The organism is Streptomyces sp. AgN23, from assembly GCF_001598115.1.
Taxonomy (GTDB): Bacteria; Actinomycetota; Actinomycetes; order Streptomycetales; family Streptomycetaceae; genus Streptomyces; species Streptomyces antimycoticus.
In genome coordinates, this window is record NZ_CP007153.1 from 8,613,042 (window position 1) to 8,635,779 (window position 22,738).

At 74.2% G+C, this 22,738-nt stretch carries 20 protein-coding genes; 17 read left to right on the forward strand and 3 right to left on the reverse strand.

Features of this window, described 5'->3' with window-relative positions; all coding sequences use genetic code 11:
- Positions 1-55: 55 nt before the first annotated feature.
- From AS97_RS37420 to AS97_RS37445, 6 genes are read left to right on the forward strand one after another with little or no spacing between them, the layout of a single operon-like run.
- Positions 56-1,171 carry a radical SAM protein gene (locus AS97_RS37420; RefSeq protein ID WP_059145768.1) on the forward strand — a complete coding sequence of 372 codons (1,116 nt, stop codon included), beginning with the start codon at positions 56-58 and terminating at the stop codon, positions 1,169-1,171.
- Complete coding sequence (locus AS97_RS37425; protein ID WP_210566437.1) at positions 1,164-3,251, forward strand: fatty acid--CoA ligase family protein; 2,088 nt, start codon at positions 1,164-1,166, stop codon at positions 3,249-3,251. Before AS97_RS37420 ends, AS97_RS37425 begins: the two co-directional genes overlap by 8 nt.
- Positions 3,248-3,964, forward strand: coding sequence for an SDR family oxidoreductase (locus tag AS97_RS37430; RefSeq protein ID WP_059145770.1), 717 nt, complete (start codon positions 3,248-3,250; stop codon positions 3,962-3,964). Before AS97_RS37425 ends, AS97_RS37430 begins: the two co-directional genes overlap by 4 nt.
- 39 nt (positions 3,965-4,003) lie before the next feature.
- Positions 4,004-5,224, forward strand: coding sequence for a DegT/DnrJ/EryC1/StrS family aminotransferase (locus AS97_RS37435; RefSeq protein WP_086708831.1), 1,221 nt, complete (start codon positions 4,004-4,006; stop codon positions 5,222-5,224).
- Complete coding sequence (locus AS97_RS37440) at positions 5,221-6,273, forward strand: Gfo/Idh/MocA family oxidoreductase (RefSeq protein WP_059145772.1); 1,053 nt, start codon at positions 5,221-5,223, stop codon at positions 6,271-6,273. Before AS97_RS37435 ends, AS97_RS37440 begins: the two co-directional genes overlap by 4 nt.
- A complete protein-coding gene (locus AS97_RS37445; protein ID WP_210566438.1) occupies positions 6,270-7,073 on the forward strand; it encodes a glycosyltransferase in 804 nt (267 codons plus the stop codon). Before AS97_RS37440 ends, AS97_RS37445 begins: the two co-directional genes overlap by 4 nt.
- Here the strand turns inward: AS97_RS37445 and AS97_RS37450 are convergent.
- Genes AS97_RS37450 through AS97_RS37460 form a run of 3 tightly spaced genes read right to left on the reverse strand, consistent with a single transcriptional unit; the run spans position 7,049 to position 8,803 of the window.
- The gene (locus AS97_RS37450) at positions 7,049-7,711 is read right to left on the reverse strand and encodes a PIG-L family deacetylase (RefSeq protein WP_210566439.1); all 663 of its coding nucleotides are present in this window, start codon (positions 7,709-7,711) and stop codon (positions 7,049-7,051) included. The genes AS97_RS37445 and AS97_RS37450 overlap by 25 nt on opposite strands.
- Positions 7,711-8,127, reverse strand: a complete 417-nt coding sequence (locus AS97_RS37455) for a type II 3-dehydroquinate dehydratase (RefSeq protein ID WP_210566440.1) — start codon at positions 8,125-8,127, stop codon at positions 7,711-7,713. The genes AS97_RS37450 and AS97_RS37455 overlap by 1 nt, the downstream gene beginning before the upstream one ends.
- Positions 8,120-8,803 carry an HAD family hydrolase gene (locus AS97_RS37460; protein WP_063804916.1) on the reverse strand — a complete coding sequence of 228 codons (684 nt, stop codon included), beginning with the start codon at positions 8,801-8,803 and terminating at the stop codon, positions 8,120-8,122. Before AS97_RS37460 ends, AS97_RS37455 begins: the two co-directional genes overlap by 8 nt.
- Before the next feature lie 107 nt (positions 8,804-8,910).
- On the opposite strand from AS97_RS37460, the gene AS97_RS37465 reads away from it, so the two are divergent.
- From AS97_RS37465 to AS97_RS37515, 11 genes are all read left to right on the forward strand, one after another.
- Entirely contained in the window at positions 8,911-10,452 is a 1,542-nt protein-coding gene (locus tag AS97_RS37465; protein WP_210566441.1) for an alkaline phosphatase family protein, read from the forward strand.
- Positions 10,453-10,566: 114 nt separating this feature from the next.
- Complete coding sequence (locus AS97_RS37470) at positions 10,567-10,833, forward strand: acyl carrier protein (RefSeq protein WP_059145778.1); 267 nt, start codon at positions 10,567-10,569, stop codon at positions 10,831-10,833.
- A 15-nt stretch (positions 10,834-10,848) separates the two neighbouring features.
- Complete coding sequence (locus AS97_RS37475) at positions 10,849-13,122, forward strand: beta-ketoacyl-[acyl-carrier-protein] synthase family protein (RefSeq protein WP_210566442.1); 2,274 nt, start codon at positions 10,849-10,851, stop codon at positions 13,120-13,122.
- A complete protein-coding gene (locus AS97_RS37480) occupies positions 13,119-14,495 on the forward strand; it encodes an alkaline phosphatase family protein (protein WP_210566443.1) in 1,377 nt (458 codons plus the stop codon). The genes AS97_RS37475 and AS97_RS37480 overlap by 4 nt, the downstream gene beginning before the upstream one ends.
- The gene (locus AS97_RS37485) at positions 14,492-15,133 is read left to right on the forward strand and encodes a hypothetical protein (protein ID WP_210566444.1); all 642 of its coding nucleotides are present in this window, start codon (positions 14,492-14,494) and stop codon (positions 15,131-15,133) included. The genes AS97_RS37480 and AS97_RS37485 overlap by 4 nt, the downstream gene beginning before the upstream one ends.
- Positions 15,108-15,914 carry a sulfate adenylyltransferase subunit CysD gene (gene cysD, locus AS97_RS37490; protein WP_059145782.1) on the forward strand — a complete coding sequence of 269 codons (807 nt, stop codon included), beginning with the start codon at positions 15,108-15,110 and terminating at the stop codon, positions 15,912-15,914. Before AS97_RS37485 ends, cysD begins: the two co-directional genes overlap by 26 nt.
- Positions 15,915-15,924: 10 nt before the next feature.
- Positions 15,925-17,190 (forward strand): GTP-binding protein, encoded by a 1,266-nt coding sequence (locus AS97_RS37495; protein ID WP_161500482.1) that lies wholly within the window; start codon positions 15,925-15,927, stop codon positions 17,188-17,190.
- Entirely contained in the window at positions 17,187-18,530 is a 1,344-nt protein-coding gene (locus tag AS97_RS37500) for an alkaline phosphatase family protein (RefSeq protein WP_059145784.1), read from the forward strand. The genes AS97_RS37495 and AS97_RS37500 overlap by 4 nt, the downstream gene beginning before the upstream one ends.
- Positions 18,524-20,353, forward strand: a complete 1,830-nt coding sequence (locus tag AS97_RS37505; protein WP_059145785.1) for a radical SAM protein — start codon at positions 18,524-18,526, stop codon at positions 20,351-20,353. The genes AS97_RS37500 and AS97_RS37505 overlap by 7 nt, the downstream gene beginning before the upstream one ends.
- Positions 20,347-21,222: a hypothetical protein gene (locus AS97_RS37510; protein ID WP_210566445.1), complete on the forward strand. Its 876-nt coding sequence runs from the start codon at positions 20,347-20,349 to the stop codon at positions 21,220-21,222. The genes AS97_RS37505 and AS97_RS37510 overlap by 7 nt, the downstream gene beginning before the upstream one ends.
- Positions 21,219-22,727, forward strand: coding sequence for an MDR family MFS transporter (locus AS97_RS37515; RefSeq protein WP_210566446.1), 1,509 nt, complete (start codon positions 21,219-21,221; stop codon positions 22,725-22,727). The genes AS97_RS37510 and AS97_RS37515 overlap by 4 nt, the downstream gene beginning before the upstream one ends.
- The last annotated feature ends 11 nt before the right edge of the window (positions 22,728-22,738 follow it).

Here is a 22,738-nt window from a genome sequence, read left to right on the forward strand (position 1 = left end):
GATAGTCACCAACTAAAGTTAGCGTTTGGGGCGTCCGCTGCCGGAAGGACGCGCCGTGATCGACACACTCCTCGGAAACGACCTGGTCATCAATGAGGACTCGTGCAATCTCAGCTGCACGTACTGCCTCACCGGCCAGAGCAACCTCAAGCAGTCGCACCACGCACAGTTGATATTCGGGCCGCCCACCCGGGACCGCTACGCCGAGGGCAGCCTCCTCGGGCGCCGCCTCCCGCTCATCGCCGGGCGCATCGACGACACATTCCGCGCGCCGATGCTCAAGGTCACCGGCGGGGAGATCTTCCTGGTCGCCGGGATCATGGACTATCTGCGCGAGCAGGCCGCCCAGCACGAGGTGCTGATCGTCCAGACCAACGGGGTGCTGGTCCGCGAGGAGCACCTCGAGGAACTGCGCGGCTGGAAGAACGTGGTCCTTCAGGTCTCGCTGGACAGCCATCTGTTCTCCGGCAACTCACACCGGGTGCAGACCGAATCGCTGCACGGCAAGGTGCTGCGCCGGATCGAGACGATCCTCGACAGCGGCCTGCCGGTGGAGATCTACGGCGTGCTGAACGACCGCAGCGCCCCCGAGGCGCCGGCGTTCGCCCGCTGGCTCGCGGACCGGGAGCGCCCGCCGACCTTCTTCCCGTTCCCGGTGCGGGGCCCCGACTCCGAGCGGTTCGCGATGCGGCCGGACCAGATCGTCCATATCGAGGAGCTGGTCGACCGCTACGAGGAGTTGGCCGCGGTGCTGCCGCCCCGCCCCTACTTCGACCGGCTCTTGTCGTTCCTGCGGGAGGGCGAGCGGACCTTCCGCTGCCATCTGCCGCGCCTGGTCATCTCGACCTTCAGCGACGGCATGGTGACCCCGTGCCCGAACATCTGGTTCTCCAATATGGGCAATCTGCTGGAGGACGACCACGCCGAGTCGTTGCGGCGGGTCGGCGAGACCGGCCTGTACACCGCGCTGCTGGCCGAGCGGCCCCGGCTCAACGCGTGCAAGGGCTGCTTCACGCCCTGGGACACGCTGTCGATGTACTTCGAGGACGAGATCACCCTCGATGAGCTGTGCCAGGCCCCCACCTACGCCCCGCCGGTGATCCGGGAGTTGATCGCCGAGCGCAAGCGCCTCTACAAGGAGGGGCGCGACGGGGTGAGCTGCGGTGGCTGACCTGGCGATCACCACGGGCGGGCTCGACGGGCTCGATGGCCTGGACGGCGTCGATCCCGCGACGACCGTCGCGCTCGCCGGAGCGAACGGTGGTCCCTGGCTCGCGGCCTACCGGACGCTGGTCGACGCCGGGGCCGTGGTGCTGCTGCTCGACCGCGACGCGCCGCCCGCCGAGCACCGCAGGCTCCTGGACGCGGCCGGAGGCGGACGCCTCGTGGTCGTGGACGGCGGCCGCGTCACGGTCACCGGCGACCCCGTGCCCTCGAGCCACCCGCCGGGCACCGTACTGCTGCCCAGCTCGGGAACCACCGGCGCGCCCAAGCTGGTCGCGCGTTCGACGGATTCCCTGCGCGCCGAGGGACGCCGGCACGCGCGGTACGCGGGCCTGGGCGCCGATGACACGCTGCTGGTACCGCTGCATCTGTGGCACGCCTACGCGCTGGGCTGGGCGCATGCCGCCTTCGAGGCCGAGTGCACGATCGCCGCGGTCCCGCCGAACGCGCTCGGCCGCTGCGCGGAGCACATCGCCGCCGGGGCCACCGTGCTCGCACTCGTCCCGACCGTCGCGCGCCTGCTCGCGCAGCGCACCGGCAGAGCGGTGCCGGACAACGCGCTGCGCCTGGCCATGGTCGGTGCCGGGCCGGTCGACGCGGCGCTGGAGGAGCGGTTCACCGCCGCGTTCGGCATCGGCCTGGCGCGCAACTACGGCTCCACCGAGACCGGGGCGCTGTTCAGCGGCGCGCCCGGCAGCCCGCCCGGCTGCGTCGGATTCCCGCTGGAGGGCGTGGAATTCCGCGTCGTCGCCCCGGACGGGGCCGATATGCGGCCCGGTGCGCAGGGCGAGTTGCTGGTGCGGGTGGACGGCGAGGCGTGGCACCCCATGGGCGACCTGGCCGCCTACGACCCCGCCGCGGGACTGCGGCTGCTGGGGCGCCGCACGCGTGCCATCCGGCGCGGGGACCGGTGGATCGCGCCGGAGGAGATCGAGGCCGCGCTGTGCCGCCACCCCGACATCGCCGACGCCCGCGTCTACCCCGTCCGGCACGGCACCTCGGTCGCGCTGCAGGCCGAGGTGGTGCATGTGCGCGGACCGGGCGCGGACGTCTCCGGCCTCGGCGGGCACGCGAAGGCGCTGCTCGGCCCGCAGAAGGTCCCCGACCGCGTCCGGTGCGTCGGCGAGGTGCCGCGCGGCCGGGTCGGCAAACCCCTTCCGCCGCGTGCGCTCGCCCTGGCGGGCCGGGACGCCCTGGTCGCCGCCGCCACCGCCTACAAGCGCAGTGAACTGCTCTTCGCCCTGGTGGACCTCGGGATCGTCGAGGCGCTCGGCGAAGGAGCGGGGACCGCGCCGGAACTGGCCGTGCGGCTGGGCCTGGACGAGGCGGCCTGCGCCGAGTTGCTGCGCGCCGCCGAGGACGCCGGGCTGCTGCGCCCCGAGGACCCCGTCCCCACCACCGGCGAGGGAACCGGCGGCGTGGATACGGCGCTGGTCGCGCTGGAGGCGGAGCTGTCGCGGTCGTGGGTGACCCGCGAGGCCCTGGCGGAGGTCGTCCGGTCCGGGGCCGCGCGGCGCCCGTTCGACCGGGAGGGGCCCTCCGAGCGGCTGCGCGAGGTCTACGAGACGGCCCTGCACGGGGAGGCCGCGCACCGCCGCGCCCGCAGCGGCCTGGCGCTGGCCCGCTTCGCCGCGGGCCACAGCCTCCTGGAGGTGTCCGCCGGGCCCGGTGTCTACCACCGGGTCGCAGGTGGCGGCACCTACGCCGGGCGGGGGCCGCTCCCCGACGGCGTCTTCGACCTGGTGGTGCTCGCCAACGCGATCCACGGCCCGGCGGCCGACCTGCGTGCCGTCGCCGAGCGGCTGGCCCCCGGCGGGCGGCTGCTGGTGGACGACGTGTTCCTGGACGCGCCCGAGGGCGTTCCGCCGGAGACCCGGCTGGACTGGCTCACCCACGGCGGTACCGCCTGGCCCACCGAGGCGGCGGCGGCCGCGGGGCTGGCCGCCGCCGGGCTGACCGTCCGGCGGACGCTGCACCTCGGCCGCCCCGCCTGCACGCTGCTGCTCGCCGCCCGGGAGCGGCCGTGACCGGTCCGCGCGTGGCGCTGGTGACCGGCGCGAGCGGCCTGCTCGGTGCCGCGATCTGCCACGCCCTGGCCGACGCGGGCATGACCGTCCTGCCCGTGTGCCACCAGGGCGTGGAGCGGGCGGCCGAACTCTCCGCGAAGATCGGCGCGCTCGAACCCGTCCAGGCCGACCTGACCGACCCGGCCGCCGCGATGGGCCGGATCAGGGAGCGCGGCGTCGTGCCCGGCGTCCTGGTCTGCGCCCATGGCAGGACGCTGCGGCGCTCCGTCCTGACGCCCGGTGACGACGACGGCCTGTGGGACCTCAACGTCCACTCGGTGACCCGGCTGGCCGGGCTCGTCGGCAAGGGGATGCTGCGGCAGCGGGGCGGCCGGATCGTGCTGGTCGGATCCCGCGCCGGAAGCGTCGGGATGCCCGGCCAGGCCGAGTACGCGGCCACCAAGGCCGCGCTGTCGGCGTGGGCGGCGTCGGCCGCCTGGGACTTCGGCCGCTTCGGCGTCACCGTCAACGTCGTGGCGCCCGGCGCCGTCCAGCCCGGCCCCGGCTCCTCGCTCTACACGGAGGAGGAGAACCGCGCGGTCACCGAGCGCATCGCGCTGCGCCGCCTCGCCGCGCCGGAGGAGGTCGCCGACGCGGTGGCCTTCCTGGCCGGGCCACGCTCCGGCTACATCACCGGGCAGACGCTGCTGGTGGACGGAGCCGCGCGATGGTGACGCCCGGCGGCAGCACCCCTGCGACGAAAGGACTCTGACATGTCCCTCGACCCGACAGCCGCGCCCCCGGCCCCCGTCCGCCGGATCGACCCCGACGACCTGCCGCCGTGGCCCCAGCACGACCACACCGAGCGCGCCGCGCTGGAGCGTGTCCTGGCCCAGGGTCAGTGGTGGCGGGCGGCGGGCACCGAGAACGAGGACTTCGAGCGCGAGTTCGCCGCGTACAACGGCGCACCGCGCGCGCTCGCGGTGACCAACGGCACCGCCGCGCTCGAACTGGCCCTGCGGCTCAACGGCATCGGGCCCGGCGACGAGGTCGTGGTGCCCGCGTTCACCTTCATCAGCACCTCGCTGGCCGTGCAGAACGTCGGAGCGATCCCCGTCCCGGCCGACGTGGACCCCGAAACCTACTGCCTGACGCCCGAAGCCGTCCGCGCCGCGCTGACCCCGGCGACCCGCGCGGTCATCCCCGTCCATATGGCCGGCCACCTCGCCGATATGCACGGGCTGGGGGACCTGGCCGCCGAGCACGGCCTGGCGCTCATCCAGGACGCCGCGCACGCCCAGGGCGGGGTGTGGGACGGGACGCCGGTCGGCGCGTTCCCCACGGTCGCCTGCTACAGCTTCCAGAACGGCAAGCTGATGACCGCCGGGGAGGGCGGGGCGCTGACCCTGCCCGACGAGAAGACGTACGAGCAGGCGTACTTGATGCACACCTGCGGGCGGCCCCGCGGCGACACCACCTACCAGCACGAGACGGGCGGCTCCAACTACCGCGTCAGCGAGTTCACGGCGGCGATCCTGCGCGCCCAGCTCGCCCGCCTGGCCGGGCAGACGCGGATCCGGGAGCAGCGCACCGCCCTGCTCGACGCGCTGCTGGCCGAGGTGCCCGGGCTGCGCCTGCAGGCCCGCGACCCGCGGATGGACGTCAACCCGCACTACATGTACCTGGTGGCCCTCGACCCGTCGGCGGGCCGGGCGGCGCGCGACGCGCTGGTGGCGGGGCTGAAGGCGGCGGGCGTCCCGGCGTGCGTCAACTTCCCGCCCGTCTACCGCACCGGGTCCTTCCAGGCGGGCCCGGTGCCCACGACGCCCGTGCCGGAGCTGGCCGAGCGATGCGCGGTGGCCGAGGACCTGGGCGCCCACGGCCTGTGGATCCACCACCGGGTGCTGCTCGCCGAACCCCGCGTGGTGGAGCGCGTGGCCACCGTGGTCGCCGCACTGGCCGCGCGGGCCGGCGACCCCGTGGTGACACGGTGACCGCTGCGCTGCGGGTGGGCCTGCTCGGCTACGGCTGGGTCAACCGGACGGTCTGGCTGCCGCGGATCCGCCGCCATCCGCGCCTGGATCTGGCGGCCGTGCACGACCCGGAGGCCGCCGGTGTCCCGGCGGCCATGTCCTGGACCGGTTTCCTGGACGCCCGTCCCGACGTGGTCGTGATCGGCACCCCCAACCACACCCACGCCGCACTGGCCTCCGCCGTGCTGGAGCGCGGAATACCCGTGGTGGTGGAGAAGCCGCTGTGCCTGAGCCGCGCGGAGTTCGACACGCTGGCCGAGCGGGCGCGCGGAGTCGGGCTGTTGGTCAGCCGGGCCGCCGTGCGCCGCGAGGACGTACGGCGCCTGGCCGGTGCTCTGCCGCCCGGGCCGCTGACCGTACGGGCGAGCTGGCTGCGCGCGGGCGGGGTGCCGCGCCCCGGCTCGTGGTTCACCGGCCGCGCCACGGCGGGTGGTGGAGCGCTGCTCGATCTCGGCTGGCATCTGGCCGACGTGGCGCTCGGGCTGCTGGGCCGGCCCCGGCTCGTCACGGTGGCGGCCGAACTGCGCACGCCGGGCGGCGAGTACGCCGGTGGGCACACCGCCGGGCGCGCCGCCTGGCGTGGCGACACGGCCGGCACGGGTCCGGTGGACGTGGAGGTGGACGGCACGGTGCGCGCCGAGTTCGAGGGCGGGGCGCGGCTGGTGCTGCGGGCGGCCTGGGAGAGCGAAGTGGCCACCGACCGCACGCGCTTCGTCGTCGAGGGCGGCGCCGAGCGCCGGGTGCTGACCGGCACGTTCGGGTTCAGCCCGAACCGGGTGGCCGAGCCGGCGCTGACCGCCTGGGGCCCCGGCTCCTACCGCCGCGTCACCCTGCCGGACCCGGTCGGGCGGGAGTACGACGCGCAGGTGGAGGCCATCGCCGACTTCGCCTCCGGGACCCTGGACTGGGAGGCGGAGCTGGCCGAGTCCGCCGCCGTGGTGGACCTGCTGGAGGCCGCCTACCGGGCGTCGGGCCGTCCGCCGGCCCTGCCGGAGAGCACGGCCGTATGAGCGGGCTGAGCGTCGTCATCCCGACGAAGGACAAGCCGGAGTCGCTGCGTGCCACGCTGGCGTGTCTGCTGGCCGACGGACCGCCCTCGGCGGAGATCGTCGTCGTCAGCGACGGTGAGGGGCCTGTGGAGGTCCCGGCGGACGCGCCGGTCCGGGTCGTCGAGGGGCCGCGCCTGGGCCGTGCCGCCGCCCGCAACACCGGTGCGCGCGCGGCCGGTGGCACCCGCCTGCTGTTCGTGGACGACGACATCCTCACCGGCCCCGGCTTTCTGTCCGCGCACGCCGCCCACGGCACCGGGCCCGGCTTCGTCCACGGTCCCCTGATGGAATTCCCCGTCGCCCGCCGCTGGCTGGCGGCCCATGGCCCCGACCCGGTCGCGGCGGCGGCCGTGCTGAACGGAGGCGAGCGGCTGGTCCGCAACAACCTGGAGGCGGCCGTGCTGGCCGTGGCCGCCGGGACGGCCCCGGCCCGGCTGGGCTGGCTGGCCTGTGTGGGCGCCAACCTGTCGCTGTCGCGGGCGGCGTTCGACCAGGCGGGCGGGTTCGACGAGGGCTTCGGCACCCGCTGGGGCTGTGAGGACCTGGAACTGGGGGTGCGGCTGCTGGCGGCGGGGCACCGGCCCACGGTGGACCAGGGCGCGCCCGGCGTCCACCTCACCCACGCCCGCCCCGACCGCTGGGAGCAGCACGAAGCCACCCACCAGCGGTTCGCCTCGCTCCACGACACCGCCGACGTCCGCGCCCTGCCGCTGCTGCTGACGGGGAGTTTGGCCGCCTACTTCGCGGCCGCGGAGTCCTGAGCGGCCAGGCGGTGCTCCCGCCACACCGCGGGGGTGCGGGCGTGCCCGGCCAGCGCCCGGCCGAACCGCAGCGGTCCGCCGAACATCTCCGTCACCTGGGAGCGGTAGGCCAGAGCACCGCGCAGCCAGGCGGAGAAGTCGGCCCGGTGCTCGGTGACCTCCATACCGGGCCCGCCCGGTAAGGGCGGCCGATAGGGGAACTCGGCGTAGTACGCGACCTGGACCGCGGTCCCGGCCGCCGCGTGCTCGGCGGCCGAACGCGCGATGACATGGTCCACATGGGTGCGTCCGGCCAGCGGAAGCAGCAGCAGGTCTCCCTCGCGCAGATACGGGGCCAGCGCGGCCGCGACCGCCTCGGCCGTCCCCGCGTCGTCGGGGTGCACGGCGCGGCGGCGCGACAGCGGCCCCGGGTAACGGTCCTCTCGGTGCACGGCGTCGGGGAAGCCGAGGCCGACCGCCCGGACCGGCCAAGCGGCCAGCGCGGCGGCGTCCTCGGCGCGGCGGACGGCGGCCGCGGGACCGCCGTCGAAGACCGTGACCACGGTGAGACCGTCGGGGCCGGCCGCCCATGCGCCGAACATCCCGCCGCAGGACCACACGGCGTCATCGGGATGCGGGCTCACCACGACGCGGCGCATCAGCCCTCGATCTTGGCCGGCGGCGCCGGCGCCGCGACCCGGTACCCAGCGGCGCCCAGGCCCGCGATGACGCCCGAGGCCGGCGGCGAGAGCGCCGAGTGATGCCGGAAGTCCTCGCGGGCCCCCACATTCGACAGGTGGACCTCGATCCACGGGGCGGGGAAGCTCTCCAGCGCGTCGCGCAGGCTCCGCCCGGCCATCATCGGCGCACCCGGGTCGACGATGGCGCCCGCGCGGTCGCCGGCGGCGCGCACCAGCGCCCCCTCGCATGCGTCCCGCACGGCCCGCACGGTGTGGCCGGGGACGGCTTTGACGGCCATCTCCTCGATTCCGGCGAGTGTCGTGGTGCCGTAGATCTCCGGGCGGCGCCGGCCCGGTCGCGCCAGGTTCGGGCCGTTGAGCAGCGGCTCAGCCATCGTGGGCTCCCGGAGACGTCTCCCGCACGGGGGAGGGCAGCCCGAACACGGCGAGCAGGTCGAGGGCGGTCCCCGCGTAGTGGTCGGGGCCTTCGGCGCGCAGCGTCTCCGGGGCGGTCTGCCCCCAGCCCGCCGCGACCACGGTGGCGCCCGCGGCCCGGCCGGAGCGCATGTCCAGCACGCTGTCGCCGACGAAGAACGCCCGTGCCGCGCCAGGGGCGTCGGGCAGTGCGGCGAGCGCGGTCAGCACGATCTCCGGATCGGGCTTGGGCCGCGTCACCTGGTCGCTGCCGATCACGACGTCCAGACCGTGGGCGATCCCGGCCGCGGTGAGCGCCTGCAGGGCGCGCTCGTGGGTCTTGCCGGTCGCGACGGCGGTCGGCACCCCGGCCGAGGCGAGCGAGGCCAGCACCACCGGGATGCCCGGGTGCGCGGTGACCAGCTCGATATGGCGGGTGCTCTCGGCCGCGTAGACCGCCGCCAACTCGGTGGGCAGGCCCAGGGCATCGAGGATCCGGGGCAGCGGTGCGCCCATATGGGCCAGGAACGTGGTGAACGGCGGATCGCCCGGCCGCCCGGCGGCCCGCCAGGTGGCGGCGAAGGCACGGCGCATGTTCTCGGTGGTGTCGAGCAGGACGCCGTCCAGGTCGAAGACGACAGCGGAGGTAGCGCTCATGACCTCGATGATTGCGAGCGTGATGACCAAAGTCAATGAGGATGTTTGACTTTAGTTGTCAGGCTGCATACCGTGGCTCCACAAGCGGTGAGCAGGGGGGACCGACCATGCCGCATACCGCACCACCCAAGGCCGTCGTGCTCGGCATCGACGGGGGCAGTCTCGAGCTGATCGAGCCGCTGGTCGCCGAGGGCGCGCTGCCGGTGCTCGGGAAGCTGCTCGCCGACAGCGCACACGGCCCGACCACCACCACATGGCCGGCGCACACCGCGCCCGGCTGGAGCACGTTCGTCACCGCGCGCCGCCCCGGCGGCCACGGCATCTACCAATTCTTCGACACCCAGGACCCGGTCTACGGGGACCGCCTGGTCGGCACCGGCGACTACGGCTGCGACACCGCCTGGGAGTGGTTCGCCCGGCAGGGCTGGAGCGTCGGGCTCGTCAATGTGCCGATGTCCCACCCGCCCCGCGAAGTCCCCGGCTACCAGCTCACCTGGCCGCTGGCGCGGACCCTGCGCTACAGCGAACCGCCGGGGCTGCTGGGGGAGCTGGCCCGGGCGGGCGCGGGCTTCAAGGCCGACATCGCCGCGATGTTCCAAGGTGATCTGTCCTACGCGGAGGCCGCCGTCGAGCACGTCAGGGCGCGCGGCCGGACGATCCAGTACGTGCTGCGGGAGCGCCCGGTCGACGTCTTCATGGCGGTCATCACCGAGATCGACCGCATCTGCCACCACTACTGGCACTTCGCCGACGCCTGCCACGACCGCCACACCGCCCCCGACCGCCAGGAGTGGGCCGACGCGATCCGCGCCACCTACCTCGCGATCGACGAGGTGTTCGGCGAGATCCTCGACGTGGTGGGCGACGAGACGCCCGTACTGCTGCTGTCGGACCACGGGTTCGGGCCGGGCCGCTACAACGTCGCCGTCAACGCCGTCCTCGCCGAGGCCGGGCTGCTGGCCACCCGGCCCGCCGCCGCATCGCCTGCCGAGGGCGACGGCCTCGCCGACTGGTTCCGGGCCGAAGGACGCGAGGTGGACTTCACCCGTACCCGCGCCTATATGCCCACGCCCGGCTGCTACGCGGTCAACGTCAACCTCGCGGGCCGCCAGCGCGACGGCACGGTGACCGACCCGGGCCCCGTCCTGGCCGAGGTCGCCGAGCTGCTGCTGGGGCTGCGCGCCCCCGACACCGGCGCACCGGTCTTCGCCGCCGCGCTGCCGCGCGAGGACGCCTACCCGGGCCCGATGACCCACGCGGCCCCCGATCTGCTGCTCATCCCCGCCGACGAGGGCGTGCTGGCGAGCCCGGCGATCGGCGGCCCGCTGTGGCGGCCCAGCGAGCAGACCGGCATGCACCGCTACCTGGGGATGTGGGCGCTGCGCGGGACGAGCCTTGCGCCCGGCCGCCGCACCGCGCCCGTGGCGCTGGCCGATCTGATGCCCACGCTGCTGGAGGAGGCCGGCCTGACGTTCCCGGCCGCCGTCCACGGCCGCCCGCTCCAGTGGGGCGGCGCGGAGGGTGGACGGGCCTTCCTCGCCCCCGGGGAGACCGCCTCCGCGGTGGCGTCCGGGAGAGCCGGGGAAACGGCGCGGCTGAGCGAAGAGGATCTGACCGCCAAGGCGCTGGGCGCCATGGGCTACCTGTGAAACGGCGACCGATCCGGTGAAAGCCACCCATCCGGCGACCGTGGCCACTCCGGCGAGCCACGACTGGCACAACATCCGGCCCTCCCGGGCCGCCCGACAACGTACGGAGGTCTGATGAACGACACCAAGGACCGTCTGCGCCGCGTGCTGGTGGAATCACTGCGGCTGGATCTCGCCCCCCAGGCGGTGCCCGACACGGGCCTGCGCGAGGCGGTCGGCATCGACTCGGTGATGGGGCTGGAGTTCCTCATCTGGGTGGAGAACGAGTTCGGCATACAGATCCAGGACGAGGACCTCAGCGTCGAGCTGGTCGACTCGCTCGACACGCTCGCCGCCTACGTGGACGAGCGCGCGGCGCAGACCGCCGCCGCCCGGGATTGACGGGGGGCGACGAGCGTGAGCTTCCCGGTGGTCATCACGGGCATGGGCGCGGTCACCGTATTCGGTGACGGCTGCACCGCGCTGTTCGAGGCGCTGCGCAAGGGCGAGTCGGGCCTGCACGAGCTGCGCGGCATCGCGGTCGCGCGCGGCAAGAACCGCTCGGCCCAGATCGAGGACCCACGCCGGACGGGCCCCTGGCGACTGTCGGACATGGCCGTGGACGCCGCCCGCGAGGCGCTCGCGCAGGCGGGCGGGCCCGCACCGGGCGTCACCGGCCTGTACGTGGGCACGACCGGCGGTGACAACCGGGCGCTGGAGGACCGCTGGGACGACTTCCTGGCCGCCCGCCGGGCGCTGGCGGCCGGGGCCGACCCGCAGGTGGACGACGAGCTGGCCGAGGCGATGGTGCGCTTCCCGATCGGGGTGCTCGCCGATGTGCTGGCGCACCGGCTCGGCGTCGAGGGGCCCCGCTACGCGGTGACGAACGCGTGCGCGTCCGGTACCACCGCGACCGCGATGGCGCTGCTGGCGCTGCGTCAGGGCACCGTGGACCGGGCCGTGGTGGTCGGCGCCGACCACCTCAAGGCCACCTCCTACTGGGGAGCCGAGCGCGCCGGATTCGTCGGCCACGACCTGCGCCCCTTCCATGCCGACCGGGACGGCAGCGTCCTCGGGGACGGGGCCGGGGCGCTGATCCTGGAGCGCGCCGCCGACGTGGCCGCCCGCGGCGGCACCCCGCTGGCCGGGCTCGCGGGCTGGGCCATCACCTGCGACGACAACCCGCACGCGATCATCCCGCCGGAGGACGGCGCGTCCAACGCCGAGGCGATCCGGCTGGCCCTGGCCGACGCCGGGCTGTCGCCGGAGGACATCGACTACTTCAACGCGCATGGCACCGGGACCCCGTTGATCGACCGGCTGGAGACCGCCTCGGCGAAGCTGGTCTTCGGCGACCGGGCAGGCCAGGTCGCGATCAGCAGCACCAAGTCGATCGTCGGGCACCTGGCCGCCGCGTCCCCGGTCATCGAGGCGATCGCGACCGTGTACTGCCTCACCGAGCAGTGGGTGCACCCCACGGCCAAGCTCGACCGGATCGACCCCGCGCTCACCTTGGACTACGTCCCGCTGCGCGGCCGCCCGCAGCGGATCCGCGCGGCGGTTTCCAACTCGCTGGGCGGTGGCGGCACCAACGCCGTCCTGGCGTTCCGCCCACGGGACTCCGCCTCCGCCGCGCAGGACGCGTTCGAGCCCGTCCCCGACGTGGTGGTGACCGGGACCGGCGCGGTGAGCCGGCTCGGCGACGGCCCGGACGCCCTGGAGGCCGCCTACGGGCCCAACGCCGCACCCGAGCGGACCCGGCCGTTCTCCGTGCTGGACCACATCGACGCGGCGGCCGGCTACCAGTACCTCAGCCGCTCGGCGCAGCTCGGGTTCGGCGCGGCGGCGCAGGCGATGGCCGACGCGGGCCTGCCGGTACCCCTGCCCGCCGAAGGGCCGCTCGCCGGCCGCCGGGTGGCGGTGGTCATGGGCACGGCCGTCGGGGGCTTGAGCGCGATGGCCGAGACGCTGTGCCCGCACCTGTCCGCCGATCCGACGCGGATCACCCCGTCGATGTCCCTGGACCACGGGCCGCAGCTCGCCGCGACTCTGGTGTGCCGGGCCGCCGGTGCCACCGGCCCGATGGTCACCCTGATCAGCGGACCGGCCGCCGGTCTGCAGGCGGTGGAGGTCGGCCGGGCCCTGCTGGCGGCCGGGGCCTGCGACATCGTGATCGCGGGCGGCGGCGACGCGGGCGACGCCCCGACCCGCGACGCGGCGCGGCTGCTGGCGCGCCGTCAGGGCCGTGCCGTGGAGGAGCCGACGGACAGCGCGGCATGCGTGGTGCTGGAGCGCGCCGACGGCGCGCGTGAGCGCGGCGCGCCGGCGCGCGCGGTCGTCACGGGGTGCGCGAGCTGGTCGGAGCCCCAGCCGCCGGACCGGACCGAGGCGGCGGGCGCGCTGACCCGCGCTCTGACGGCGGTCGGCGCGGACGGCGCCGACCGGCCGCACCTCTCGTACCACGTGGGCAAGGGCAATCTGTCCGACACCGGCGAGGTCAAGCTGCTCGCCTCCGGCTTCCAGCCCGAGGCGCTCGGCGGCGCGCTGGCCGCCGGGCCGCTGCTGGCCCTCGTCGCGGCGGTCGCGCGGGTCGCCGTCGAGCCCGGCGCGGCCGCGATCGTGTCCACCGTCGCACCGGGCGGCTCGGCCGCCGCGCTGCGGCTGGCCGGGCCGGACGGGGGACGCGGATGAGCGCCCGGGCACGGGCCATCGTCCTGATCACCGAGGGGGCGTGCCCGGAACTGATCGACCGGTGGGGCCCGGAGCGGCTGCCGCATCTGCACCGGTTGCGCGCGCTCGGCGCGAGCGGGCCGCTGCGATCGGACTTCGTCCCCTACGAGGCGCCCGGGCTGTTCAGCGCGTTCACCGGATTCGCGCCCGATGAGCACGGGTGCTTCTCCTACTGGGACGTACACGCCCCCGACTACCGGCCGGCCGTGCTCGACGGCTCCGCCGCCCGCCGCCCGTTCCTGTGGCGGCGGCCGGAGCTGACGGGCCGCCGGGTCGCGCTGGTGAACCTGTTCGGCACCCATCCGGTGGAGCCGGTCGACGGGTACTGCCTCAGCTATCCGATGCGCGCCACCGTGCGGGCCTGCCATCCGCGGAATCTGCCGGTGCTGCTGGCCCGCGAGGGCGTGCGGCCGGTGCACGATGTCACCGTCTGGTTCACCGGCGGCCCCAAGGACCCGTTCGTCGGCGGTGTTCTGAACGCCGACCGGCAGCGCGCCGACGCGGCCCTGGCGATGCTGGACGGCCGGGTCGGTGACCGCCCCGACCTGACCGTCCTCAACCTCACCGCCATCGACCGGCTCTCGCATGTGTACTGGCAGGAGACCGAGCCGGGCAGCCCGGTCCCCGAGGCCGACCAGGCGGTGCTGCGCGCCTACCGGCTGGCCGACCGGGTGCTCGGCCAACTGCTGGAGCGGCTCGACGACCACACCAGCCTGCTGGCGTTCTCCGAGATCGGGTTCGGGCCCCTGCGCTCCTACCGGTCGGTCAACGACGCGCTGGCGGCGGCCGGGCTGCTCACCCTCGGCCCGGACGGCACGCCCGACTGGTCGCGGACGACCGCGTTCGAGGCGGTGCAGGGCGCGCAGGGCGTCAACCTCAACCTCACGGGCCGCTACCGGGACGGCACCGTCCGCCCCGCGGACCGCGCCCGGGTGCTGGCCGATGTCGCCGCCGTCCTGGAGGAGCACATCAACCCGGCGACCGGCACGCGGTTTCTCACCCGCGCCGTCCCGCGCGAGGAGCTGCACGGCGGCCCGGCCGCCGACGCCGCGCCCGACCTCGTACTCGACCCGGCCGACTGGCGGTATCTGCCGCTGGGCGACCCGTTCTGGTCCGGCCGCACCAACCGGATGCTGCAGAGCGGCTGGCACCGGCGCGACTCCTACTGGGCCGGGGCGGGCGCGGCGTTCACCGCCGGGCGCGGCGGCCCGGCGCGGCCGCTGGACGTCGCGCCGACGCTGCTGGCGATGCTCGGCCTGGACCCCGCCGCCGACCTGCCCGGCACGGCACTGACCGCCCCCGCGCTCCGACCGGCCCCGGCGGGTGCCTCATGACCGGCACCCTCCTGCCCCTGGCGGTGACGCTCGACGCGGACGGCGGCGCCTGCGTCGCGGGCCTCGACCTGGACGGCCGCTGGATCCGCCCCGAGCCCGTCACCGCGGGGCAGGTGGGCCCCGAGGGTCCGTACGCGTTCTTCCATCCCGTCCGGATCGGCCTCGGCCCGAGCACCGAGCCAAACGCCCGGCCCGAGGACCGGGCCGTCATCGCGCCTCCCCGGCCCGCCGGCCCGGCCCTCGACCCCGCGATGCGCGAGCGGCTGCTGAAGGACACCGCCGACGCGACCGTGGAGAAGGCGTTCGCGGGCGGGCGCAGCGCAGGTCTGGTGCCGGCCGACGTCCGCCGGATCTACGGGCGGCGCTCCACCGGCGGCCGCTCCTTCCTGCGGCTGGAGTTCACCGACGGGTCGGGTGCGGAGCACGACTGGATCGTGCGCGACGCGCGACTGGTCCGCGCCTTCCCGGCGCCGCTGGAGGGGCCGCTGCCCGACCTGGCGGGGCCCTGCTTTCTGTCCATCGGCCTGACCAGGCCGAACGGCCGGTTCCCCGGGCGGTTCCGGGGCTGTCATCCCCTCGTGGTGGGGGTTCTTTCCGAAAGGGGTGACGTGAGTGCCTTCGGCGCTGCGCGACCTTGAGAACGACACGGTGCAGGTGCTGCGCGAGGTGCGCGGCCGGTTCGCCAACCCGGCCCTGCTGTGGTCGATGGGCAAGGACTCGACCACGCTTCTGTGGCTGGTCCGCAAGGCGTTCTTCGGGGACGTGCCCTTCCCCGTCATCCACATCGACACCTCCTACAAGTTCCGGCAGATGTACGAGTTCCGCGACCGCTGGTCGCGGGAGTGGGGCCTGGACCTGCGGGTGCATCGCAATGAGAAGGCGCTGGCCGCGGGGATGGGCCCGACCGCCGCGACCAAGCTCGCATGCTGCACGGCCCTGAAGACCAACGCCCTCCAAGAGGCCCTGGAGACCGGCGGACACGACGCCGTGCTGCTCGGCATCCGCGGTGATGAGCACGGGGTGCGCGCCAAGGAGCGGGTCTTCAGTCCCAGGGACCGGTCCTTCGGCTGGGACTACCGCAACCAGCCGGCCGAATTCTGGGACCTGCGGCAGGCCGCGGTGGACGAGGGCGGCCATATGCGCGTCCACCCGATGCTCTCCTGGCGGGAGATCGACATCTGGGAGTACGTGCGGCAGGAGGGCATCCCCGTCCCCGATCTGTACTTCGCGAACGACGGGAACCGCTACCGGTCGATCGGCTGCGAGTGCTGCTGCTCCCCGGTGCGCAGCGACGCCGGGACGGTCACCGACGTGGTCATCGAGGTCCGCCGCTCCCGCGAGGGTGAGCGCGCGGGCCGGGCGCAGGACAAGGAAGACGCGGCGGCGATGGAGAAGCTCCGCGCCCTCGGATACATGTGAGGCGGCATCAGTGACGACACCCGTACTGCCCGAGGGGGGACCGACCCCCGCAGCCACCGCCCGTGACGCCGACACCCTGCGCGTGGCGTTCGTGGGGGAGGTGGACCACGGCAAGTCCACCTTGCTCGGCCGGCTCCTGCTGGACACCGGCAGCGTCACGACCGACCGGCTGGACGTGCCCGTCGAGGACGGCGGGCTGGCGTTCCTGCTCGACGGGCTGACCGAGGAGCGCGCCGACCTGTTCACCCTCGACACCGCCAGCGCGGTCCTGGAGACCGGAAGCCGCCGGTATGTGCTGATCGACGTGCCCGGCCACGCCGAACTGCTCGTCAACATGGCGACCGGGGCGTCCCGCGCGGAGGCCGCCGTCATCGTGGTCGACTGCCGCGAGCGCGCCGCCGAGCAGACCCGGCGCCATATGCGGGTCCTGGCGATGATGGGCGTCACCGCCGTCGTCTGCGCCATCACCAAGATGGATCTGGCCGGCTGGGCGGAAGCGGAGTTCCACACCGCCGCCCGGCAGGTGGCCACGCTCGCCGACGAGATCGGCCTGACGCTGGTGGCCGCCGTCCCGGTCAGCGCGATGACCGGCGACAACGTCACCGCCGCCAGTGCACGCCTGCCCTGGTACGCGGGCCGTCCCCTGCTCGACACCCTCGCCGACCTGACCCCCTGGGGCGACGGCGGCGCGCCGCTGCGGGTCGAGGCCCAGGACGTCGTCGAGGGCCGGGTGCTGGCCCGTGTGCTCAGCGGTGAACTGCGCATCGGGGACCGCCTCGTCGCACCCGGCGAGGACGCCCGCACCGCCCTGCGCATCGAGCGCTTCGGCGAGCCGCCCCAGGAGTCGGCCACCACGGGCGACAACATCGGGCTGGTGCTGTCCGGGCCGCCGTGTGCGCCGGGCACCCTGCTGGCCCCCTCCGACCGGCGGCCGCTGCGCGGCGACCGGTGGCGGGTCCGCGTGCTGTGCACCGCCGAGGACGGGTTCGCCGAGGGCGCCCGCTGCACCCTGCGCCGGGCCGGCGCCGACCTGTCCGGCCGCATCGCCCGGGTGGAGCGCCACTGGGACAGCGCCCGGCGCGCCCCGGACGCGACCGACCGGGGCCCGGTGCGGTTCAGCGAGGTCGCCGAGCTGACCGTGATGCTCGACCGGCCCGCCGACGGCGACGACGTACGGGTGTGCGCGCCGCTGGGCCGCTTCATGCTCACCGACGGCGCCGTCCGCATCCTCGGCCTGGGCATCGTGGACGAGATCGCGGGGGAGGACCGGCGATGAGCGCGATGGTGATCGGGCTGGACGGCGTCCCGTACTGGCTGCTGCGCGACCTGGCCGACCAGGGCGTCATGCCGAGGACCGCGGGCCTGCTTCCGCAGGGGAGCCTGCGCGCGATGAGCGCGCCCGTCCCCGAGATCAGCTCCACGTCCTGGGCCAGCTTCCTCACCGGGACCGACCCGGGCACCCACGGCATCTACGGATTCGTGGACCTGCGGCCCGGCACCTACCGCACCTACTTCCCCAACTACGGCCAGCTGAAGGCCCCGCCGCTGTGGGAGGCGGTCGATCGCGCCGGCGGCCGCAGCGTGATCATGAACGTGCCGAGCACCTACCCCGCGCCGCCGCTGCGCGGCACGCTGGTGTCCGGGTTCGTGGCCCCCGACTTCGACCGGGCCGTGTACCCGCCCGAGCTGCGCGGACCGCTGCGCGCGCTGGACTACCAGCTCGATGTCGAGGTCGGCGAGGTGACAGCCGACCCGGACGGGTTCCTGGACCGGGTGGAGGCCGCCCTCGCCGCCCGCCGCGCCGCCTTCGCCCATGTCCTGTCCGGCGGCTGGGACCTGGCGGTGTGCGTGCTCACCGAAACCGACCGCGTCCACCACTTCCTGTGGAGTTCGCTCACCGACCCCGCCGCCCGGCTCCACGGGCGCGTCCTCGACTTCTATCGAAGGGTGGACGAGGCCGTGGCGGAGCTGGCCGACCGTGCCGGGGACGGCGCGCTGTTCCTCGCCAGCGACCACGGCTTCGGCCCGGCGCATACGCAGTTCTATCTGAACGCCTGGCTGCGGCGGGCCGGGTATCTCGCGCTGCCGCCCGGCGCCGAGTCCCTGGAGGAGATCGACGAGCGCACCCGGGCGTTCGCGCTCGACCCCGGCCGTATCCACCTCAACACCGCCGACCGCTTCCCCCGCGGCGGACCGCCCACCGACCCCGGCGAGCTGACCGCGCGGCTGCTCGCTCTGCGGCTCACCGAGGACGGCCGGATCGCCGAGGGCGGCGCCGGCACCCCGGTCGTCTCCGAGGTGCTCTCCGGGCCGAAGACCTACGCCGGGCCGTACGCGGACGACGCCCCCGACCTGGTCGTGATGCCCGCGCCCGGCGTACAGATCCGGGGCGCGTGGGCCACCGACCGGATCATCGGGGACGCCCCGCTGACCGGCACCCACACCCGCCCGGACGCCACCTTCTGGTGCCGGGGCGACCAGGGCACCGACCCCCTGCACATGCGAGACGTGGCGCCGACCGTCCTGGCCTCCCTGGGCATCGACCCGCCACCCGGAACCGAGGGCACCGACGTGCGGGTCATGCGGCCGCGGAACGAGGAGGACAACCGATGCTGACGTCTGGGAAAGAGCTCGGGCTCGCACCCCGGGAGAAGCCGGGACACTTCGAGATAGCGCTCGACGCGCGGATCACCGACCCGGCCGCGTTCCGGGTGAGCTTCGTGATCCTGCTGGATGGCGACCTGGTGATGTCCCCCGAGCACCTCGGCGTCGCCTATATGGCCGCGACGCTGCGCGCGGCGGGCTTCTCCTGCGAGATCCGCGAGGCCGAGCACGGCCACCACCAGGAGGTCGTGGACGCCATCGCCGCCTACGCCCCCGGCCTGGTGTGCTTCACGCTGATGAGCCTGAACGTGCCCAGCTGCGTGGAGTTCTGCGCGGCCCTGCGCAAGGAGATGCCCGAGGTGGTCATCGCCTGCGGCGGCCCCGCCGGGACGTTCACCGGCACCGATGTGCTGCGGGTCAACCCGCACGCCGACATCGTCGCGGTCGGCGAGGGCGAGCCCATCATCCTGGACCTCGCCCAGCGGCTCGCCCTCGGCGAGGCCATCGCCGACTGCCCCGGCATCGGCTACCGGGACGAGGACGGCGGATACCGGCAGAACCCGGCCCGCCCGCTCGTCCACAACCTGGAGGTGCTGCCGTACCCGGTCCGCGATCAGCTCATCGCCCACGGCAACAAGCTCGAATACGTCCGGGTCAGCACCAGCCGCGGCTGCGTCGCCCGCTGCACCTTCTGCTCGGCCCCCAACCTCGGCAACCGCGTCCAGGCGGGCAAGGCATGGCGCGGGGTCGGCCCCGACTACGTCCTGGACGAGGTGGAGCAGCTCGTCCGCGACCACCGGTTCCGCACGTTCGACTTCATCGACTCCACCTTCGAGGACCCCGACGGCGGCCGGGTCGGCAAAAAACGTGTCCGCGCCATCGCCGAGGGCATCCTCGACCGCGGTCTCGACATCTACTACAACGTCTGCATGCGCGCCGAGAACTGGTCCGACTGCGCCGAGGACCACGACCTGCTCGACCTGCTCGTCCGCAGCGGCCTGGAGAAGGTCAACGTCGGCATCGAATCCGGCGTCCCCGAAGAGCTGCTGCTGTGGGAGAAGCGCGCCACCGTCGAGGACAACATCAGCATCATCCGGCTGCTGCGCGAGCACGGCATCTATCTGGCCATGGGGTTCATTCCGTTCCACCCCTACGCCACGGTGGAGACCCTCACCCAGAACGCCGACTTCCTGCGCGAGCACGCCGGGCACAACCTGCGCCGTCTCACCGAGCGGCTGGAGGTCTACCCGGGCACGTCCATCGCCCGCAAGCTGGCGGACGACGGCCTTCTCGGCCCCGGTTACGAGGACAATCTCGACCCCTACGACTACCGCCACAGCGATGAGCGCGTCGAGCGGCTCGCCGTCCACTTCGCCTCGCTCTACAACGACGAGGACTACCACAAGCGCGGCGTCATCACCGATCAGTCGGCGGTGTTCGAGTTCGAGACGTTCAACGTCGTCGTGCAGACCTTCGTCTCCCGGCTCTACCGCCGCTTTCACGCCCTTCCGGGAGCGATGGAGGTCCTGGAGCGGTTCAAGGACTTCCTGCACGAGACCCGCCAGGACATGGGGCGGCAGAACCACGAGTTCTTCATGGAGAACCTCGACGACGTCCTCACCGACCGCCTGGACCCCGCCAAGCGCCGCCGCCAACTGGAGCAGATCGAGGCCCGTTTCCGCACCTGCATCGACCGCATCCGCGCCGAGCAGCTGCGCGTCGGGATGCGGCTGCACCGGTTCGGCGCGGACGTCACCGCCATCAGCTCCAGCCTCCCGCCCGTGACCCCCGGCGGCGCGCCCCGCTCGTACAACGGGGGTGCCCCCACGTGGTGAACCACCGGCCCGCCGACGTCGCGGTCTGCACGCTGCGCACGCATACGCTGCCCGCGCGGCTGACCGGACATCCCCGGGTGGCGGTCGCGGCCCCGCTGGCCACCGCCAACCTGGGGATCGAGGAACTCGTCAGGGGCGCCCTCGCCCGTCCGGCGGTCCGGCATCTGGTGGTGTGCGGGCACGACTCCCGGGTGTTCCACCCCGGTCAGAGCCTGCTGGCGCTGGCCGCGCACGGCACCGCGCCCGACGGCACCATCATCGGCGCACACGGCCACCGGGCCCATCTCCCCAATCTGCGGCCGCCCGTCGTCGCCGCCTTCCGCCGCCGGATCGCCGTCCATGACCTGCGCGGCCAGGACGACCCGGCCGCCGTGCTGGCCGCCGTCGACGCCCTGCCCCGCCACACCGACGGTGCGGACGGGGCGGGCGATGTGAACGGCGATGACGGCGTGGCCGGTGTCCTGGGGGAGGAACTGGCGGCCAGCATGCCCCGGTTGGTGCCGCTGGCCGCGGTCGGCCGGGTCCGTCCGATCGCCTCGGCCGGCGGCGGCTGCTTCGTCATCTCCCTCGACCGCCCGGCCGGCCGGATCGTGCTGCGGCACTATGGCGACGACCTGGCGAGCGGGCACGAACTGCGCAGCCGCAGCGCGACGGCCCTCACCCTCGCGGCGGTGGCCCACGGGCTCACCGACGACCCCGCCCACGCGGGCTACCTGGGCGGTGAACTGGCCAAAGCCGAGACCGCGCTGCGGCTGGGCCTCGCCTATGTCCAGGACCGTCCGCTCGACTCCCGGTCCGCCGATCCGGTCCCTTCCCTCCACTGGGCCGGCCCGGCGACCGCCGAACCCCCCAAGGGAGTAGCTCTGTGACCGCTGAAACGACGGCGCCCGCCCCGGCGGCGGCCCCCCCAAGCCTCAGCCGTCGGCTGTGGGTCTTCGGCGGCATCCTGCTCGGGATGCTGCTGTCCACCCTGGACCAGTCCGTGGTCGCCGCGGCCCTGCCGAGCGTCGTGCACGACGTGGGCGGGCTCGAACACTTCGCCTGGGTGTTCACCGGGTACGGGCTCACGCTCAGCATCACCACCATCGTCGGCGGCAAGCTCGGCGACCTGTTCGGCCACCGCCTGGTGTACCTCGGCGGCGTCGTGGTGTTCATCGCCGGGTCGATGCTGTGCGGACTGGCCGGGAACATGAGCCAGTTGATCGCCTTCCGGGTGATCCAGGGCATCGGCGGCGGCGCGCTGGTGGTCGCCTCCTTCTCCCTCATCGGCCAGCTCTTCGAGCCCGCCGAGCGCGCCAAGTACGCCGGGTACTCCACCAGCGTGTTCGCCGTGGCCAGCGTCGCGGGACCGCTGGTCGGCGGCGCCGTCACCGACGCGATCGGCTGGCGCTGGGTGTTCTACGTCAATCTGCCGCTCGGCCTGCTCACCCTCGCCGTGGTGGCGTTCCTGCTGCCGACCGCGGCCACCCGAGGCCGACCGAAGATCGACTACACGGGCGCCGCGCTGCTGGCGGCCCTGTCGGTCTGCGTGGCGCTGCTGGCGGGGCGCGTCGGCAGCCTGGACGCGGTGCTGTCCACGCGCGGTATCGCGCTGATCGTCGCCATCGTCGTGCTCATCCCGGCGTGGATCGTGGTGGAGCGGCGCGCGGCCGAACCGATGATCCCGCTCAGCCTGTTCGGCAACTCCACCTTCGTGCTGTCGAACACGATCACCATGCTGGCCGGATTCGCGATCCTGGCCACCGTCAACTTCCTGCCGCTCTTCCTTCAGGCCGCCTCGGGCGCCTCGGCCGTCACCTCCGGCCTGCTGCTGATCCCGATGATGTTCGGCCTGCTCGTCGCCTCCACCCTGGTCGGCCGCCGGATCGCCGAGACCAAGAAATACCGCTGGTTCCCGGTGGCCAGCATGGCCGTCGCGGCGCTGGCGTCGTATCTGCTGTCCACCATGGACGCCGACACGCCCTGGCCGCTCGTGGTGGTCTATTCGGTGCTGCTCGGCGTCGGCTCCGGCCTGTCGATGCAGGTGTTCATGGTGGCCGTACAGGGCTGCGCGCCGCCCGCCCAGATCGGTGCGGTGACCGCGGCGGTCACCTACGCGCGGCTGGTCGGGGCCTCCTTCGGGATCTCGGCGTTCGGCGCGGTGTTCTCGGCGCGGCTGGCCACCGAACTGCCCCGGCACGTGCCCGGCGACGGTGCCCAGTCCATGACCAATCTGACCGCCGACGCGCTCGACAAGCTCCCCGAGAACCTGCGGCAGGGCTTCACCGAGGCCTACGCCGACTCGCTGGGCACGGTCTTCTTCGTCGCGGTGCCCGTCCTGCTGCTCGCTCTCGTACTGTCGCTCGCGATGCGCGACCGCGCGTTGGGAGAGTGAGGAGCACGCGC